Annotated in this window: 15 protein-coding genes; 11 read left to right on the top strand and 4 right to left on the bottom strand. The window is 68.9% G+C overall.

Annotation, left to right across the window (positions count from 1 at the left end; translation table 11 throughout):
* Positions 1 to 21: 21 nt before the first annotated feature.
* On the top strand, positions 22 to 939 hold the full coding sequence (locus BN976_RS25330; RefSeq protein WP_036375164.1) for a phosphatase PAP2 family protein: 918 nt from the start codon (positions 22 to 24) through the stop codon (positions 937 to 939).
* Here the strand turns inward: BN976_RS25330 and BN976_RS34635 are convergent.
* Together BN976_RS34635 and BN976_RS25325 are read right to left on the bottom strand one after the other, a co-directional pair.
* Positions 936 to 1,064, bottom strand: a complete 129-nt coding sequence (locus BN976_RS34635) for a hypothetical protein (protein WP_268748870.1) — start codon at positions 1,062 to 1,064, stop codon at positions 936 to 938. The two genes, BN976_RS25330 and BN976_RS34635, sit on opposite strands and share 4 nt — an antisense overlap.
* 10 nt (positions 1,065 to 1,074) lie before the next feature.
* Positions 1,075 to 2,061: an LLM class F420-dependent oxidoreductase gene (locus BN976_RS25325; RefSeq protein ID WP_036375161.1), complete on the bottom strand. Its 987-nt coding sequence runs from the start codon at positions 2,059 to 2,061 to the stop codon at positions 1,075 to 1,077.
* Positions 2,062 to 2,156: 95 nt separating this feature from the next.
* Between BN976_RS25325 and BN976_RS25320 the strand changes: the two genes are divergently transcribed.
* The 6 genes from BN976_RS25320 (at position 2,157) to BN976_RS25295 (ending at position 8,468) form a co-directional block, all read left to right on the top strand.
* Positions 2,157 to 3,311 (top strand): DUF7847 domain-containing protein, encoded by a 1,155-nt coding sequence (locus BN976_RS25320; protein WP_199559011.1) that lies wholly within the window; start codon positions 2,157 to 2,159, stop codon positions 3,309 to 3,311.
* Between the two features lies 1 nt (position 3,312).
* The gene (locus BN976_RS25315; protein WP_011782578.1) at positions 3,313 to 3,963 is read left to right on the top strand and encodes a DUF4129 domain-containing protein; all 651 of its coding nucleotides are present in this window, start codon (positions 3,313 to 3,315) and stop codon (positions 3,961 to 3,963) included.
* Entirely contained in the window at positions 3,960 to 5,099 is a 1,140-nt protein-coding gene (locus BN976_RS25310) for a DUF4350 domain-containing protein (RefSeq protein ID WP_011782579.1), read from the top strand. Before BN976_RS25315 ends, BN976_RS25310 begins: the two co-directional genes overlap by 4 nt.
* Entirely contained in the window at positions 5,096 to 6,058 is a 963-nt protein-coding gene (locus BN976_RS25305) for an AAA family ATPase (protein ID WP_011782580.1), read from the top strand. The genes BN976_RS25310 and BN976_RS25305 overlap by 4 nt, the downstream gene beginning before the upstream one ends.
* A gap of 11 nt (positions 6,059 to 6,069) precedes the next feature.
* A complete protein-coding gene (locus BN976_RS25300; protein WP_036375155.1) occupies positions 6,070 to 7,395 on the top strand; it encodes a DUF58 domain-containing protein in 1,326 nt (441 codons plus the stop codon).
* A 167-nt stretch (positions 7,396 to 7,562) separates the two neighbouring features.
* Positions 7,563 to 8,468 carry a type IV toxin-antitoxin system AbiEi family antitoxin domain-containing protein gene (locus BN976_RS25295; protein WP_036375152.1) on the top strand — a complete coding sequence of 302 codons (906 nt, stop codon included), beginning with the start codon at positions 7,563 to 7,565 and terminating at the stop codon, positions 8,466 to 8,468.
* A 42-nt stretch (positions 8,469 to 8,510) separates the two neighbouring features.
* On the opposite strand, the gene BN976_RS25290 is transcribed toward BN976_RS25295, so the two are convergent.
* Positions 8,511 to 9,503, bottom strand: coding sequence for a stage II sporulation protein M (locus tag BN976_RS25290; protein WP_011782583.1), 993 nt, complete (start codon positions 9,501 to 9,503; stop codon positions 8,511 to 8,513).
* 28 nt (positions 9,504 to 9,531) lie between these two features.
* On the opposite strand from BN976_RS25290, the gene BN976_RS25285 reads away from it, so the two are divergent.
* Positions 9,532 to 10,413: an RDD family protein gene (locus BN976_RS25285; protein ID WP_036375149.1), complete on the top strand. Its 882-nt coding sequence runs from the start codon at positions 9,532 to 9,534 to the stop codon at positions 10,411 to 10,413.
* 3 nt (positions 10,414 to 10,416) lie between these two features.
* On the opposite strand, the gene BN976_RS25280 is transcribed toward BN976_RS25285, so the two are convergent.
* Positions 10,417 to 11,763: a carotenoid oxygenase family protein gene (locus BN976_RS25280; protein WP_036375147.1), complete on the bottom strand. Its 1,347-nt coding sequence runs from the start codon at positions 11,761 to 11,763 to the stop codon at positions 10,417 to 10,419.
* Positions 11,764 to 11,862: 99 nt separating this feature from the next.
* Here BN976_RS25280 and BN976_RS25275 point away from each other — a divergent pair, with 99 nt between their 5' ends.
* From BN976_RS25275 to BN976_RS25265, 3 genes are all read left to right on the top strand, one after another.
* Positions 11,863 to 12,390 (top strand): PadR family transcriptional regulator, encoded by a 528-nt coding sequence (locus tag BN976_RS25275; RefSeq protein ID WP_036375145.1) that lies wholly within the window; start codon positions 11,863 to 11,865, stop codon positions 12,388 to 12,390.
* Between the two features lie 93 nt (positions 12,391 to 12,483).
* Positions 12,484 to 13,197, top strand: coding sequence for a PadR family transcriptional regulator (locus BN976_RS25270; protein WP_036375143.1), 714 nt, complete (start codon positions 12,484 to 12,486; stop codon positions 13,195 to 13,197).
* A 72-nt stretch (positions 13,198 to 13,269) separates the two neighbouring features.
* Entirely contained in the window at positions 13,270 to 14,148 is an 879-nt protein-coding gene (locus BN976_RS25265) for an oxidoreductase (protein ID WP_036375141.1), read from the top strand.
* Positions 14,149 to 14,288: the final 140 nt, after the last annotated feature.

Below are 14,288 nucleotides of genomic sequence, written 5' to 3'. Positions count from 1 at the left end.
GCATGAGAGGATCTTGCACCCGTGCAGACCGATCCACGTCACCCGGACTTTACGACGCCGGCGCTCCGTTCCGCGCGGCGCCGATGGACACTGACCCTGATCTGCGCCACGCTGTTCCTGATCGCGGTCTACTGGCTGGCCGTGCGCACCACGACCGGCCAAGCGGTCGAGAACGCCGCGCTCTACGGCGCCGACCAGGTCGACCCGCGGGCGTTCCTCGCGGCCAGAAGCCTCCTCGACACCATCACGGTGACGTCGCTGGTCGCGGCGACCGTGCTCGTCGGCGTCATCGGGCTGCTGCGCAGACAGGCCAACCTCGCCATGGCCGCGATGGCGGTCATCCTGGGCAGCCAGGCCGTCACCCAGATCCTGAAATACGTTGTGCTGCAACGTCCTGACCTGTTACCGACCGATGAGTACCTGGCCAACACGTTGCCCAGCGGACATACCACCGCCGCGATGTCGGTGCTGTTCGCCACGCTGATCGTGATGCCCTACCGGTTCCGCGGGGTGGCCATGTTCTTCGCGCTCACCTGGGCGGTCGGCATCGGCGCCTATACGGTGATCGCCCAGTGGCACCGGTTGTCGGACACCCTGGCCGCCGACGCGGTCGCTCTCGCGGTGGCGTGCGCGGCGTCGCTGTTCCTCGCCCGCACCGACCGCATCCGGGCGGTCGTCTCTCCAGGGGCGGCACGCTTCACGCTGCGGACGGTCTTCGTCGGGTTGGTCACCGTCGTCGGCGCGGTGAGCGCGGCACTCGGCGCGGTGGCGCTGCTCGCGTCGCTGCGACAGGACATCGACGCGGCGACCGAATGGCAGCTGTTCCTCAGCGCGCAGTGGCTCGCCGCGGCCGGTTCGATCTTTGCCGCGCTGCTGTTCTGGTGGACCTGGTACCGGTTGGAGACCAAGCGGCGAGGCGATCTGACCACCGCCCGTTAGGCGGTCGGTTCGTCGGCGTCCTTGTCGACGTCGGGGGTGTCGTGATCCGGATCCTTCTCGGTGTCGACCGACTTGGACGCGGTCGAACCCTCTTCGTCGTCATAAATGCCTTTACCCCGGGTCATCTGGAGCCTCTCAGTGAGATGCGGAACGGAGCTTGTCCAGCAGCGGCGCCGCTGCTTCCTTCAGGAATGCTTCCTGGCTGTCGCCACCGACCTGGATCAGTGCGATGTCGGTGAACCCGGCCTCCCGGTACTCGCGCACCGCGTCCACGATGGCGTCGAGGTCGGGTCCGCACGGGATGGAGTCGGCGACGTCGTCCTTGCGCACGAACTGCGTGGCGCCGTCGAACCCCGCGGTCGTCGGCAGATCGGAGTTGACGGCCCACCCGCCGGCGAACCAGCGGAACTGATCATGGGCGCGGTCGATCGCGGCGTCGCGGTCGGTGTCCCAGCAGATCGGGAGCTGGCCGATCACCCGCACCTCACCCGGCAGTCCGGTGGCGCGCCGCGCGTCGTGCCAGGAGTCGACGAGGTCCTTGTCAGGTTCCACGGCGATCAGGTGGTCGGCCAGCAGGGCGAACTGCTCGACCGACCGGTCGCCGGAGACCGCCGCCGCGATGGGTACCGGCACCTCGGGAACGTCCCAGAGCCGGGCGGAGTCGACCTCGAAGTACTCCCCTTTCCAGTCGACCATGTCACCGGAGTGCAGCTCGCGGATGATCTGGATGGCCTCCCTGAGCATGGCGTGGCGGCGCGCGACGGTGGGCCAGCCCTTGCCGACGACGTGCTCGTTGAGGTTCTCGCCGCTGCCCAGGCCCAGGGTGAAGCGGCCGTCGGCGAGCAACTGCAGCGTCGCCGCCTTCTGCGCGACGATCGCCGGGTGATACCGCATGGTCGGGCAGGTCACGTACGTCATCAACTCGACGCGGTCGGTGGCATGGGCCACCGCTCCCAGCACCGACCAGGCATACGGGGCGTGGCCCTGCGACGCCAGCCACGGGAAGTAGTGGTCGCTGGACACCTCGAAGTCGAAGCCCACTTGCTCTGCCGACACCGCATAGCTGACAAGGTCTTTCGGTCCGCTCTGCTCGGTCATCAGGGTGTAGCCGAAACGGGTCATGCGCCTCGGGTACCCGAGGTTGAGGGAGCAAAACGGGCGGCCCCTCGCGACTGCCGACGTTGTCAATTCCGTCGGCGATCGACAGGATGGTGATCATGACCTACAACGCCGGCGGATACGGTCCGGCGGGGCCACCACCCCCCGGATATCCCGCACCTGGGTATCCGGGCTACCCGCCCGCCGGCTACGGCGCACCGCCGCAGTACTGGCACCCCCCCGGCTACGCCCCTGGCTATGGTGCGCCCGGATATCCTCCGCAGTTCGGTCTGCCGCCGGTCATCAAACCCGGCGTCGTCCCGCTGCGCCCATTGACGCTGTCCGACATCTTCAACGGCGCGGTGGCCTACATCCGCACCAATCCCAAAGCGACGCTGGGCCTTACAGCGATCGTGGTGATCGCATCGCAGATCGTCGCGCTGCTGCTGTCGCTGTGGCCGTTCGCGTTCACCGGCCAGGTCGCCTCAACCCTGGACGGTGACGAGGCCTCCACCGAGGTGCTGGTCAGCTGGATGGCGTCCAGCCTTGCCACCGCGATCACGACCGGGCTGTCGACGACGCTGCTCAGCGGCCTGCTGACCGTCGTGATCGGGCGTTCGGTGTTCGGCGCGGACATCACCATCGGCGAGGCGTGGCGGCGGCTGCGCCCGCGACTGTGGGCGCTGATCGGGTTCACGGTGCTCAAGACGCTCGCTCTCATCGTGTGGTTCGGGGTCGTGCTGCTGATCGTCGTGCTGGCGGTGGCCGTGATCGACGGCCCCGCCGCGTTCCTGATCGCCGCTCCGCTGGTGCTCGCGTCGATCCTGGCGGCGGTCTGGGTGTCGGTCATGCTGACGTTCGCGCCGGCAGTCATCGTGCTGGAGCGGCGCGACATCGTGACCTCGGTGAAGCGGTCGTTCGCGCTGATCAAGAGCGATTTCTGGCGGGTTTTCGGGATCTGGCTGCTGGCGGCGATCGTGGCCCAGTTCATTGCGGGGGCGGTGTCGATCCCGTTCAGCATCGGCGGGCAGGCGGTGCTCACCGCGTCGGCGACCACGACCGCGGCGATGATCTCGATGGTGCTGTTCTCGGTCGGCGGGGCCGTCGGCCAGATCATCACCGGCCCGTTCAGCGCCGGCGTGACGGTCCTGCAGTACACCGACCGTCGGATCCGGGCCGAGGCGTTCGACCTGGTGCTGCAGACCGGCGCCGCGGCTGGCCCGCAGGCGCCCGCGGACTCCACCGACGATCTCTGGCTCACCGGCCCGCGTTGACGTGTCGACGATAGACATCGACCGCGACGCGGCGCAGGAGGCGGCCCAGAACGAGCTCGCCAAAGCCATCTACCCCAAGCCCTCGCCGATGGACATGCTCTACGACTGGATCGAGCAACTGCTGTACCGGCTGACCGCCTCGGCCGCGAAGTTCCCCGGCGGCTGGTACACCGTGGCCGTCCTGCTGGTGCTGCTCGTCGTCGCGGTGGTCGTCGCGGTCCGGATCGCCCGGCGTGCCATGCGCAGCGACCGCAGCACCGGGCCTGCCCTGTTCGGCGACCACATCCTCAGCGCCGCCGAGCACCGGGCCACCGCCGAACGCCATGCCGCGTCCGGTGATTGGGCCCCGGCCGTGCGGCACCGGGTACGGGCGATCGCCCGTCAGCTGGAAGAGAACGGTGTCCTCGATCCTGTTCCGGGGCGCACAGCCACCGAGCTGGCCCGCGCCGCGGGCCGGGCCCTACCGGCCCTTTCCGGCGAATTGTCCACCGCTGCAGATACTTTCAACGATGTCACCTACGGTGAGCAACCCGCGACCGAGCCGCAGTACCGGATGATCGCCGCGCTGGACGACCACCTTGGCAGCCGGACGCCGAGTTCAGTTGCCGTCCACGCCGATGCGGCTCACCAGCCGTGGGCCGAGGTCCGATGAGCACCGCTGTCGGGGCGACCATCACCGACCGGTGGCGCGGACTGCGCTGGGCGCTGGCCGCGGTCGTCGCGATCGTCGCCGTCGCCGCGCTGACCACCTGGCTGACCGCGCCGCGCCCGGGTGGGCATCTGGATCCGACCTCCACCTCGTCCGACGGTGTGCTCGCGTTGATGACCCTGCTGCGCGAACACGGCGTCACCGTCGTCGAGGCCGCTTCGATCGCCGATGTCGAACGCGAGGCGCGCGAGGACACCCTGGTTGTCGCGGCGCAGACCTACCATCTGTACGACGACGACCAGCTGCGCCGGCTCGCCGCCGCACCCGGGGACCGGCTGCTCATCGCTCCGATCGGCAAGACCCGCGAGGAGCTGGCCCCCGAGTTGCGCCGTGCCGAGACGACGGAATTCGGCGGGCTGGCCCCCGATTGCGATCTGCGGGAAGCCAACCGGGCCGGCACCGTGCAGTTCGGCATCGCCGAGACCTACGAAGCTCAGGGTTCGACCGCGGTGACCCGCTGCTACGACGGCGTGCTGGCGCGCTACACCGACGACGGACGCACCATCACCGTGGTGGGCAGTGAACAGTTCCTGATGAACGCGGGCCTGGCCGAGGAAGGCAACGCCGCGCTGGCGATGAACCTCGCGGGGACACACCCGCGGATGATCTGGTACGCGCCGCAGCGCAGCGAGGGCGGCGAGTCCGGCGGCGCCGCGTCGCTCACGGATCTCATTCCCGCACAGGTGTATTGGATGGTGCTACAGCTGATCCTGGCGGTGGCACTGCTGGCGTGGTGGAAGGGACGGCGGGTCGGCCCGCTGGTGGCCGAAGCACTGCCCGTGGTGGTGCGTGCCTCGGAGACCGCCGAGGGGCGCGGCCGGCTGTACCGGTCCCGGCGCGCCAGGGACGTCGCCGCCGAATCGCTGCGCACCGCGACCCGCCAGCGCATGCTGCCCCGTCTCGGCCTGACCCCCGGCGCGCCGCCGGAGGCGGTCAGCCAGGCGGTCGCGGCCCGGTGCGGCCTGGACCCGCAGACCGTCGCCCATACTCTGTACGGGCAGCCCCCGGACACCGACGCCGATCTGGTCACCCTGGCCCGCGCGCTCGACGACATCGAAAGGCAGGTCGCACAGTCGTGACACAGCCCACCAATCACGAGGGCGCCCGCAACGCGTTGATGGCCCTTCGCGCCGAGATCGCCAAAGTGGTCGTCGGACAGGACGCCGTGGTGAGCGGGTTGGTGATCGCGCTGCTGTGTCGGGGCCACGTGTTGCTCGAGGGCGTGCCCGGCGTGGCGAAGACACTGCTGGTCCGCACGTTGGCGGCCGCGCTGCAGTTGGACTTCAAGCGGGTGCAGTTCACCCCCGACCTGATGCCCGGCGACGTGACGGGATCGCTGGTCTACGACGCGCGCACCGCCGAGTTCGAGTTCCGCGCGGGCCCCGTGTTCACCAACCTGATGCTGGCCGACGAGATCAACCGCACCCCACCCAAGACCCAGGCCGCGCTGCTGGAGGCGATGGAGGAACGGCAGGTCAGCGTCGACGGCCAGCCGCGCCCGCTGCCCGATCCGTTCATCGTCGCGGCCACCCAGAATCCGATCGAGTACGAGGGCACCTATCAGCTGCCGGAGGCGCAGCTGGACCGGTTCTTGCTGAAGCTCAATGTGCCGCTGCCCCCGCGGGATCAGGAGATCGCGATCCTCAACCGGCATGCGAACGGGTTCGACCCGCGGGATCTGTCCTTCGTGAAACCCGTCGCCGGTCCCGCCGAGCTCGCCGCGGGACGGGAAGCGGTCCGCCAGGTTCTTGTCGGCGACGAGGTGCTCGGCTACATCGTCGACATCGTCGGCGCGACAAGGAATTCCCCGTCGTTGCAGCTCGGGGTGTCCCCGCGTGGCGCGACGGCGCTGTTGTCCACTGCGCGGTCGTGGGCCTGGCTGTCGGGCCGCGGCTACGTCACACCCGACGACGTCAAGGCCATGGCCAGGCCGACGCTGCGGCACCGGGTGGCGCTGCGACCGGAGGCCGAACTCGAGGGCGCCACCGCCGACGGTGTGATCGAGGGCATCCTGTCCGCGGTGCCCGTGCCGAGATAGCCGACGGCACAGTGGTTCTCACTGGTCGGGCCGGGCTGATCGCACTGTTGTGCGCGCTGCCGGTGGTGCTGTCACCCTACCCGGCGGCGACGTACGCGGTGCTGGCAGCGCTGCTTGCGGTCGCGGTGCTGGCGGACGTCGCGCTGGCGGGCAGTCCGCGCGCGCTCGAGCTGACGCGTGGCGGGCCGACGTCGGCGCGGCTGGGGCAGCCGGTGACCGCGGAGCTGACCGTCCGCAACTCTGGGCGTGCGAGGTTCCGCGGCCTGGTCCGTGACGCCTGGGCGCCGAGTGCGCGCGGGGCACCGCGCGTGCATCGGGTGAATATTGCTGCCGGACAACGGGTTCTGCTGGAGACCGAGTTGCGGCCGGTGCGCCGCGGCGACCAGGTGTCGGCGCTGGTGACCGCAAGGGCGATCGGTCCGCTCGGGCTGGCCGGGCGGCAGGGCTCACACCGGGTGCCGTGGCAGATCCGCATCCTGCCGCCGTTCCTGTCCCGCAAGCACCTGCCGTCGCGGCTGGCCCGGCTGCGGGAGCTGGAGGGGATGACGCCCGTGCTGATCCGCGGGCAGGGCACCGAGTTCGACTCGCTGCGCGAGTATGTGGTCGGCGACGACGTCCGCTCGATCGACTGGCGCGCCACCGCGCGGCGCGCCGACGTCGTGGTGCGCACCTGGCGTCCGGAGCGCGACCGGCGGGTGCTGATCGTGCTGGACACCGGGCGCACGTCGGCGGGCCGGGTCGGCGTCGACCCGACCGGATCGGATCCCGCTACAGGCTGGCCCCGACTGGACTGGTCCATGGATGCCGCGCTGCTGCTGGCCGCGCTGGCCGCCCGCGCCGGTGACCATGTCGATTTCCTGGCCCACGACCGCGAGACCCGCGCAGCCGTCGTCAACGCGTCACGCACCGAGCTGCTGGCCCAACTGGTCGCGGCGATGGCGCCGCTGGAGCCGTCGCTGATCGAGTCGGATGCGCGCGCGATGGTCGCGGCGGTGCAGCGCCGGGTGCGGCGCCGGGCGCTGGTGGTGCTGCTGACCGACCTGAACGCGTCGGCGATCGACGAGGGGCTGCTCAAAGTACTGCCGCAGGTGACCGCCAAGCACCGGGTGATCGTCGCGGCGGTGGCCGATCCGCGGGTCGACACGCTTGCGGCGGGCCGTGCCGACGCCGTCGAGGTGTACGACGCGGCCGCCGCCGAGCGCGCCCGCAACGACCGCCGGGCGGTCGCCTCCCGGCTGCGGGCCATGGGGGTGGACGTGGTGGATGCGCCGCCGGAAGATCTCGCCCCCGACCTGGCCGACCACTACCTGGCGATGAAGGCCGCCGGCCGCCTCTAGCCCCTCCCACCTCTGACCGCGAGCAGACATAAACTCGCACGCTTTCCCGGCGAATTGCGCGAGTTTGTGTCTGCTCGGCACCAATCCGGTATCCACAGAACGGGATCCATCCACACCGGCCCCTTCATCTGCTCCGGGAGGTCGAACGGCGGCCCGACGATTCGACTGTGGAACACGCGGTCGAGGACCTGTTCAGGAACAGCGGCGGCTACGCGACAACCGCGGCACTGCTTCGCGTCATGACCCGGCAGCAGCTCGACGTCCGCGTGCGAAAGGGGGAGCTGATCCGGGTGTGGCACGGCGTCTACGCCGCCACCGAACCTGATTACCTGGGCAGGCTGCAGGCCCTGGACAGCTATGTCGGACAACCTGCGGTCGCGTGTATGGGCACCGCTGCGGCGCTGTACGGATTCGACAACGAGGCCACTTCTGCAGTCCACATACTCGACCCCGGCGTAAGAGTCAGACCGACCGTCGGCCTGATGGTCCACCAGCGCGTAGGAGCACCGCTGGGTCGAGTGCGCGGCCGGCTTGCCACCTCTCCGGCGTGGACCGCCATCGAGGTCGCTCGCACACTGCACCGGCCCCGCGCTCTGGCAACGCTCGACGCAGCCCTGCGTACAGGTCTGTGCACACCTGTCGAGTTGCATGCGGCCGTGACCGAGCAGCGAGGGAGACGCGGCATCGTGGCGGTGCGGGAACTGCTTCCGCTGGCGGACGCTCGCGCGGAGTCACCGATGGAGAGCGAGGCACGGCTGGCCATGCACGACTACGGCGTGCCCCGGCCAGAACTGCAGTACGTCGTGCATGGCGCCTGGGACAGTTGGCGAGTGGACTTCGCGTGGCCCGAGCTCCTGGTGGCCGCCGAGTACGAGAGCGTCGACTGGCACACGGGCCGGGACGCCATGCTCAAGGACAAGGCTCGATTCGCCGGGCTTCAGCATGCGGCATGGACCGTCATTCCGATCACCGTGACCGACGTCCGGATCTCTCCGGAACGATTCGCGGAGCGGATCAAGGAGCATCTCTGGCGCGCCGCCCACACCGCGAGCAGTCACAAACTCGCACTTTGAAGCCGCAATTCGTGCAAGTTTACGTCTGCTCGCCAGACCTCCTCAGCCCGTGGGCACCACGTCGGGGGCGTCCTCGACGTCGCCGGTCTCCCCGGCCCTCACCGCCCTGCGGCCGAAATGGAAGACGTAGCCGAAGAAGCCCACCACCGCCGCGACCCCGATCGCGACGCGCACGAAGGTCGGCAGCGACGACGGCGTCACGAATCCCTCGATCGCCCCGGCGACCATCAGCACCACGGCCAGCCCGATCGCCACCGCGACCACTGCGCGGCCCTGCTCGGCCAGCACCTGCCCGCGCGGACGATCACCGGGTGAGATCACCGACCAACCCAGCCGCATGCCGACGCCGGCCGCGACGAACACCGCGGTCAGCTCGATCAGCCCGTGCGGGGTGATCAGCCCGAGGAAGATGTCCCCCTTGCCCGCCTGGAACATCAGGCCGGCGTTGACCCCGAGGTTCGCCGAATTCTGAAAAAGGATGTACGGAATCGGAATCCCGAGCAGCACCGACATGGCGATGCACTGCGCCGTCACCCACGCGTTGTTCACCCAGACCTGCAGCGCGAAAGAGCCCGCCGGGTGCTCGCTGTAGTAGTTGGCGAATTCGTGGTTGACCAGCTGCTCGATCTCGCTGGGTGTGCCGATCGAGGCCTGCACCTCCGGGTTGTGCGCCACCCACACGGCGATCACCGCGGCGACGGCGTAGAAGACGACTCCGGAGGCCACCCACCACCGCCACGACCGGTACACCACGACGGGGAACGACACCGTCCAGAACCGGGTGAACTCCCGCCACAGCGGCGCATGCGCCCCGGTGACCACCGCCCGCGCCCGCGCCACCAGACCGGAGAGCTTGCCGACCAGGACCGCGTCCGACGACGAGGACCGCACGATCGACAGATGGGTCGACACCCGCTGATAGAGATCGACCAGCTCGTCGACCTCGGCGCCGGTGAGCCGGCGCCGATTCTTCACCAGATGCTCGAGGCGGTTCCACGTCGGCCGGTTCGCCAGGACAAACGCATCGACATCCACGTCCGAGATTTTAGTAGCGTGGCTGATTATGGTCGCCCAGCGTCAACCCGTGGTGACCGGTGACGCGGTCGTGCTCGACGTGCAGATCGCCCAGTTGCCGGTCCGTGTGCTGTCGGCGTTGATCGACGTCACCGTCGTGTTCGTCGTCTACGTCCTCGGCGTGATCCTGTGGGCGGTGACGCTGACCCAGTTCGACCCGGCGTTCTCCGGCGCGGTGCTGATCATCTTCACGGTGCTCGCCCTGGTGGGCTATCCGACGATCTTCGAGACGGCCACCCGCGGCAAGACGTTGGGCAAGCTGGCGCTCGGCCTGCGGGTGGTCTCCGAGGACGGCAGCCCGGAGCGGTTCCGTCAGGCCCTGTTCCGCGCGCTGGCCGGCGTGATCGAGCTGTGGATGCTGACCGGCGGCCCCGCGGTGCTGTGCAGCCTGCTCTCGCCGAAGGGCAAACGCATCGGCGACATCTTCGCCGGCACCGTCGTGATCAGCGAACGCGCTCCCAGGCAGTCCCCTCCCCCGGTGATGCCGCCACAGTTGGCGTGGTGGGCCACCACCCTTGCGCTGTCCGGGCTGAGTCCCTCCCAGGCCGAGATTGCGCGCCAGTTCCTCTCGCGGGCAAGACAGTTGGATCCTCAGGTGCGGGACCAGATGGCCTACCGGATCGCCTCCGACGTCGTCGCGCAGATCTCCCCACCTCCGCCACCGGGGACCCCACCGGCGCTGGTGCTCGCCGCCGTACTCGCCGAACGGCACCGCCGGGAACTGGGACGCCTGCAACAACAACCGCTTCAGCCGGGGCCGGTCTGGCCCGCCCCGCCGCAGCCCCCGACGACGGCCCCGCAGTCGTGGCCACCCGCCCCACCGCCGGGACCGCCACCACAGCACCCCGGCGGGTTCACCCCGCCGTCCTGACCGTTACGCCGAGATCCAGTTGCCGTGGAAGCCGTACGGAACCCGCTGCGGCAGATTGATTTTGGCGACCGGCGGAGCACCGAAGTCGGATGCGTCGATGATGACGAGGTCACTGCCGTCGCGTTCCGGGTCGTACACGTAGCCGAGGTACCAGCCGCTACTCTCGTCGGCGGGCCCCGACGTGGACGGGACGAACACCGCCTCCCCCGGGCCGCCCGGTGCGCTGTCGGTGCCGAACCGGTGTTCCACCGCGGCACCGGTGACCAGGTCGTGGCGGATCAGGCCGGCGTCGCCGACGGACACCGCATACCGGGCGGGCAGCGTGGCGAGCCGGTCGTCGATCCTGGGGAACTCCACCACCCGATCGTCGAGCTGACTTTCGCGCACCGTCCCGTCCTGCAGGTCGATCGTCCACGTCCACATCACCCCGTCGGCGTCGAATCCACCGTTCTCCCGCCATAATTCGGGATACCGGACGGCCTGCAGCACAAGCGTGCGCCCGTCATCGTGCGCGTTCGCGACGTGGAAGATGTAGCACGGGTCGATGTCGAACCACCGCACCTGACCGAACGGATCGTCGCGGCGCAGCACGCCGAACCTGGCGCCGTAGCCGTCGTCCCAGCGGTAGGGCATGTCGCCTCGACCACTCACCGCGATGTCGACGTTGAACACGATCGGCAGGTCCATGAACACCACGTAGTTCGCCGTCAGTGCGAAGTCGTGCATCATCGTCAGCGCGGGCACATCGAGCGGCCGGTCGATCACCAACTCGCCGTTGGCATCTGCCCGGTGATAGGTGACGTGCGGGGTGAAGATGTTGCCGTAGCCGAAGAAGTGGAGCTCGCCGGTGGTCGGGCAGATCTTCGGGTGCGCGGTCATCGCGTCAACGAGCTTGCCGCCGAAGTCGTAGGCGCCGACCGTCTCCAGGTCGTTGGTGATCTCGTACGGCAGCGACGACTCCACCAGGGCCAGCGTCTTACCCGCGTGGTTGACGACGTGGGTGTTGGCGACGCTGGCGCGCAGGTTGCGGGTGCCGTCCGGGTTGTACAGCGGGAACGGGTCGACGAAGCTGTCGGTGCGCACCCACCGGTTGCGGTACCAGGCGGCGCGCCCGTTCTCGATGCGGACGCCGTGGATCATGCCGTCGCCGGTGAACCAGTGCCCGGTGGGCTGCCGCGGGTTGGGGCCGTTGCGCAGGTACCAGCCGTCGAGTTCGGGCGGGATCGCCCCTTCAACGGGAAGGTCGAACGCGGTCAGTTCGTCGGCGACGGGCGCGTAGTTGCCGACCTGGAAGAACTCCCCGGCCCCGATAAGTGTGGAGTCGGCCTGGTCTGAGGTGGTTTCGGTCATCGGGGTGCAACCTCCTGTCGCTGATCACCCCACCCAGACATCCCACTTATGACATGTCAATAGTGGAATATAGGAGCGCCCGGGCCGTACTATGCCGCCATGAGCCTTCGGATAGCGGCACTCGGCCTGCTGGCCGAGGGCTCCGCGAGCGGATACGACCTGCTCAAGCAGTTCGAGAAATCGATGGCCAACGTGTGGCCCGCCACGCAGAGCCAGCTGTACTCCGAGCTCAACAAGCTGGCCGCAGGCGGGCTGATCGAGGTCTGTGCGGTCGGCCCGCGCGGACGCAAGGAGTACCGGATCACCGAGGCCGGACGCGCCGAGTTGCAGCGCTGGGTCGCCGACCGTCAGGACGATCCGCCGGTCCGCAGCGCAGGACTGCTGCGGGTCTTCCTACTCGGCCTGGTCCCACCCGAGCAGGCACGCGCCCATCTGCATGCCATGGCCGAGGAGGCCGACGGCGAGGTTCGGCGGCTGACCGAACTGCGGGAATCGCTGACCGGCGGGCATGCCGTCGACCCCGCCGACGAGAGCTTCTTCGGGTTCGCCGCACTCGACTACGGGCTGCGCCTGAACGCGATGCAGGCCGAGTGGGCCCGTTCGGTGATCGACCGATTGGACGACTGACACCAGATCATCGTTGCATCGCGATAGCTTCCGATATATCGTAAACGTATCGGAAGCATGCTTCGTGCTTCCTCGACGAAGAAAAGAGCTCACATGAACACCCCCTTCACCCCCCCGGAAAACCCGTTCGACCGCCGAGGATTCGGCTTCGGATTCGACCCGCAAGACCGCCGCGCCGTGCACGACCGTCGCCGTCAGGCCCGTCGGGAATTCCACGACCACGTTCGCGAACATCGCGGCGACGCGGGCTTCGGCCCTGGCTTCGGCGGCTTCGGCCCCGGCGGCGGAAAGTTCGGCCCCGGTTTCGGATTCGGCCCCGGTGGCCGGGCCGGCCGCCGCGGCGGACCCCGCGGAGGCGGGCGCAGCAGGCGCGGAGACGTGCGCGCCGCGATCCTCAAACTGCTCACCGACCGGCCGATGCACGGCTACGAGATGATCCAGGAGATCGACGATCGCAGCCAGCAGCTCTGGAAGCCGAGCCCCGGCTCGATCTACCCCACCCTGCAGTTGCTCGTCGACGAAGGTCTGTTGACGGCCGCCGAAACCGAGAGCAGCAAAAAGCTTTTCGAGCTGACCGAGGACGGCCGTGCAGCTGCCGAGAAGATCGAGACCGCGCCGTGGGACGAAATCACCGAGGCTTTCAAGGACGAAGCTCCGGAAGCGATGGGTCTGCGTGCTGCCGTCGGCCAGCTGATGGGCGCGGTCGCACAGTCGGCGCACGCGGCGACGCCGGAACAGCAGCGGCGCATCGTCGACATCGTCAACAACGCACGCCGCGAGGTCTACCAGATCCTCGGCGAGGACTGACCGAGTGATTTCGGCGTGATTTCCGACCGTGAAACGGGAAGAAATCGCGCCGAATCCGCGTCGGTAACCACAATGGACAGCTATCAGCTCGGTTCGTACCCGGTTGGCCGCGTCGGCTTCGGCGCCATGCAGCTGCCGGGTCCGGGCGTCTTCGGGCCGCCCCGCGACCACGATCAGGCCATCGCAGTTCTCCGGCGTGCCGTCGAGTTGGGCATCAACCACATCGACACCGCGCAGATCTACGGGCCAAACGTCGCCAACAAGCTCATCCGCGAGGCGTTGCACCCCTACCCCGCTGACCTCGCGCTGGTCAGCAAGGTGGGCGGCAAGCGTGACGGCCAGGGCAACTGGCTGCCCGCGCAGGAACCCGACGACTTGTACGACCAGCTCGAGGAGAACCTGCGCACGCTCGACACCGACCGGCTGGCGGCCGTCAACCTGCGGGTCTTCGGCAGCGACGGCGGCGCGGGGCCGGCCGAGCTGAACCGCGAACTGTTCGACCGTCAGCTCTCGACGATGACCAGGGCCCGCGACGAAGGTCTGATCGCGGGCATCGGACTGAGCAACATCGGTGTCGACCATTTGCGAATCGCGTTGGACCGCACCGAGATCGTGTGCGTGCAGAACGCCTACAACCTCGTCGACCGGACGTCGCAGCCGGTGCTGGACCTGTGCCTGGAGCACGGCGTCGCTTTCGTGCCGTTCTTCCCTCTGGGCTCGGGTTTCGCGCCGGACAACCCGGTGCTCAATCATCCTGCGGTGGTGCGGGAGGCGCGCAACCTGGGCCACACCCCGGCCCAGATCGCGCTGGCGTGGACGCTTGCGGTGGCGCCCAATGTGTTGTTGATCCCGGGGACGTCATCGGTCGCCCACCTTGAGGAGAACACCGCGGTGCGCGACATCGAACTCGACGACGAAACCAAACGGGAACTCGACGAGGCCGCGCACTAGCGTCAGTCACAGGTATCCGCCTATTTCAGAGAACGTGCGAGTAGATCCCTGACAACCGCGGATGCCTGGGGCTGGTGTGCCACACGGGTCGCCTGAGGCCGCAGGCAGCCTGCGCCCGGGCTGCCGTGCGGTCGCGATTA

It is taken from the genome of Mycolicibacterium austroafricanum (assembly GCF_000612725.1).
GTDB lineage: Bacteria > Actinomycetota > Actinomycetes > Mycobacteriales > Mycobacteriaceae > Mycobacterium > Mycobacterium austroafricanum.
Note: the sequence above shows the minus strand (reverse complement) of the source record. Positions and strands in the feature narration are given on the sequence as shown.

What these genes read in the sequence shown, in the direction of transcription:
- BN976_RS34635 (WP_268748870.1), bottom strand. Translation starts at nt 1,064, where the DNA reads ATGACCCGGGGTAAAGGCATTTATGACGACGAAGAGGGTTCGACCGCG.
- BN976_RS25325 (WP_036375161.1), bottom strand. Translation starts at nt 2,061, where the DNA reads ATGACCCGTTTCGGCTACACCCTGATGACCGAGCAGAGCGGACCGAAA.
- BN976_RS25320 (WP_199559011.1), top strand. Translation starts at nt 2,157, where the DNA reads ATGACCTACAACGCCGGCGGATACGGTCCGGCGGGGCCACCACCCCCC.
- BN976_RS25310 (WP_011782579.1), top strand. Translation starts at nt 3,960, where the DNA reads ATGAGCACCGCTGTCGGGGCGACCATCACCGACCGGTGGCGCGGACTG.
- BN976_RS25285 (WP_036375149.1), top strand. Translation starts at nt 9,532, where the DNA reads ATGGTCGCCCAGCGTCAACCCGTGGTGACCGGTGACGCGGTCGTGCTC.
- BN976_RS25280 (WP_036375147.1), bottom strand. Translation starts at nt 11,763, where the DNA reads ATGACCGAAACCACCTCAGACCAGGCCGACTCCACACTTATCGGGGCC.
- BN976_RS25275 (WP_036375145.1), top strand. Translation starts at nt 11,863, where the DNA reads ATGAGCCTTCGGATAGCGGCACTCGGCCTGCTGGCCGAGGGCTCCGCG.
- BN976_RS25270 (WP_036375143.1), top strand. Translation starts at nt 12,484, where the DNA reads ATGAACACCCCCTTCACCCCCCCGGAAAACCCGTTCGACCGCCGAGGA.
- BN976_RS25265 (WP_036375141.1), top strand. Translation starts at nt 13,270, where the DNA reads ATGGACAGCTATCAGCTCGGTTCGTACCCGGTTGGCCGCGTCGGCTTC.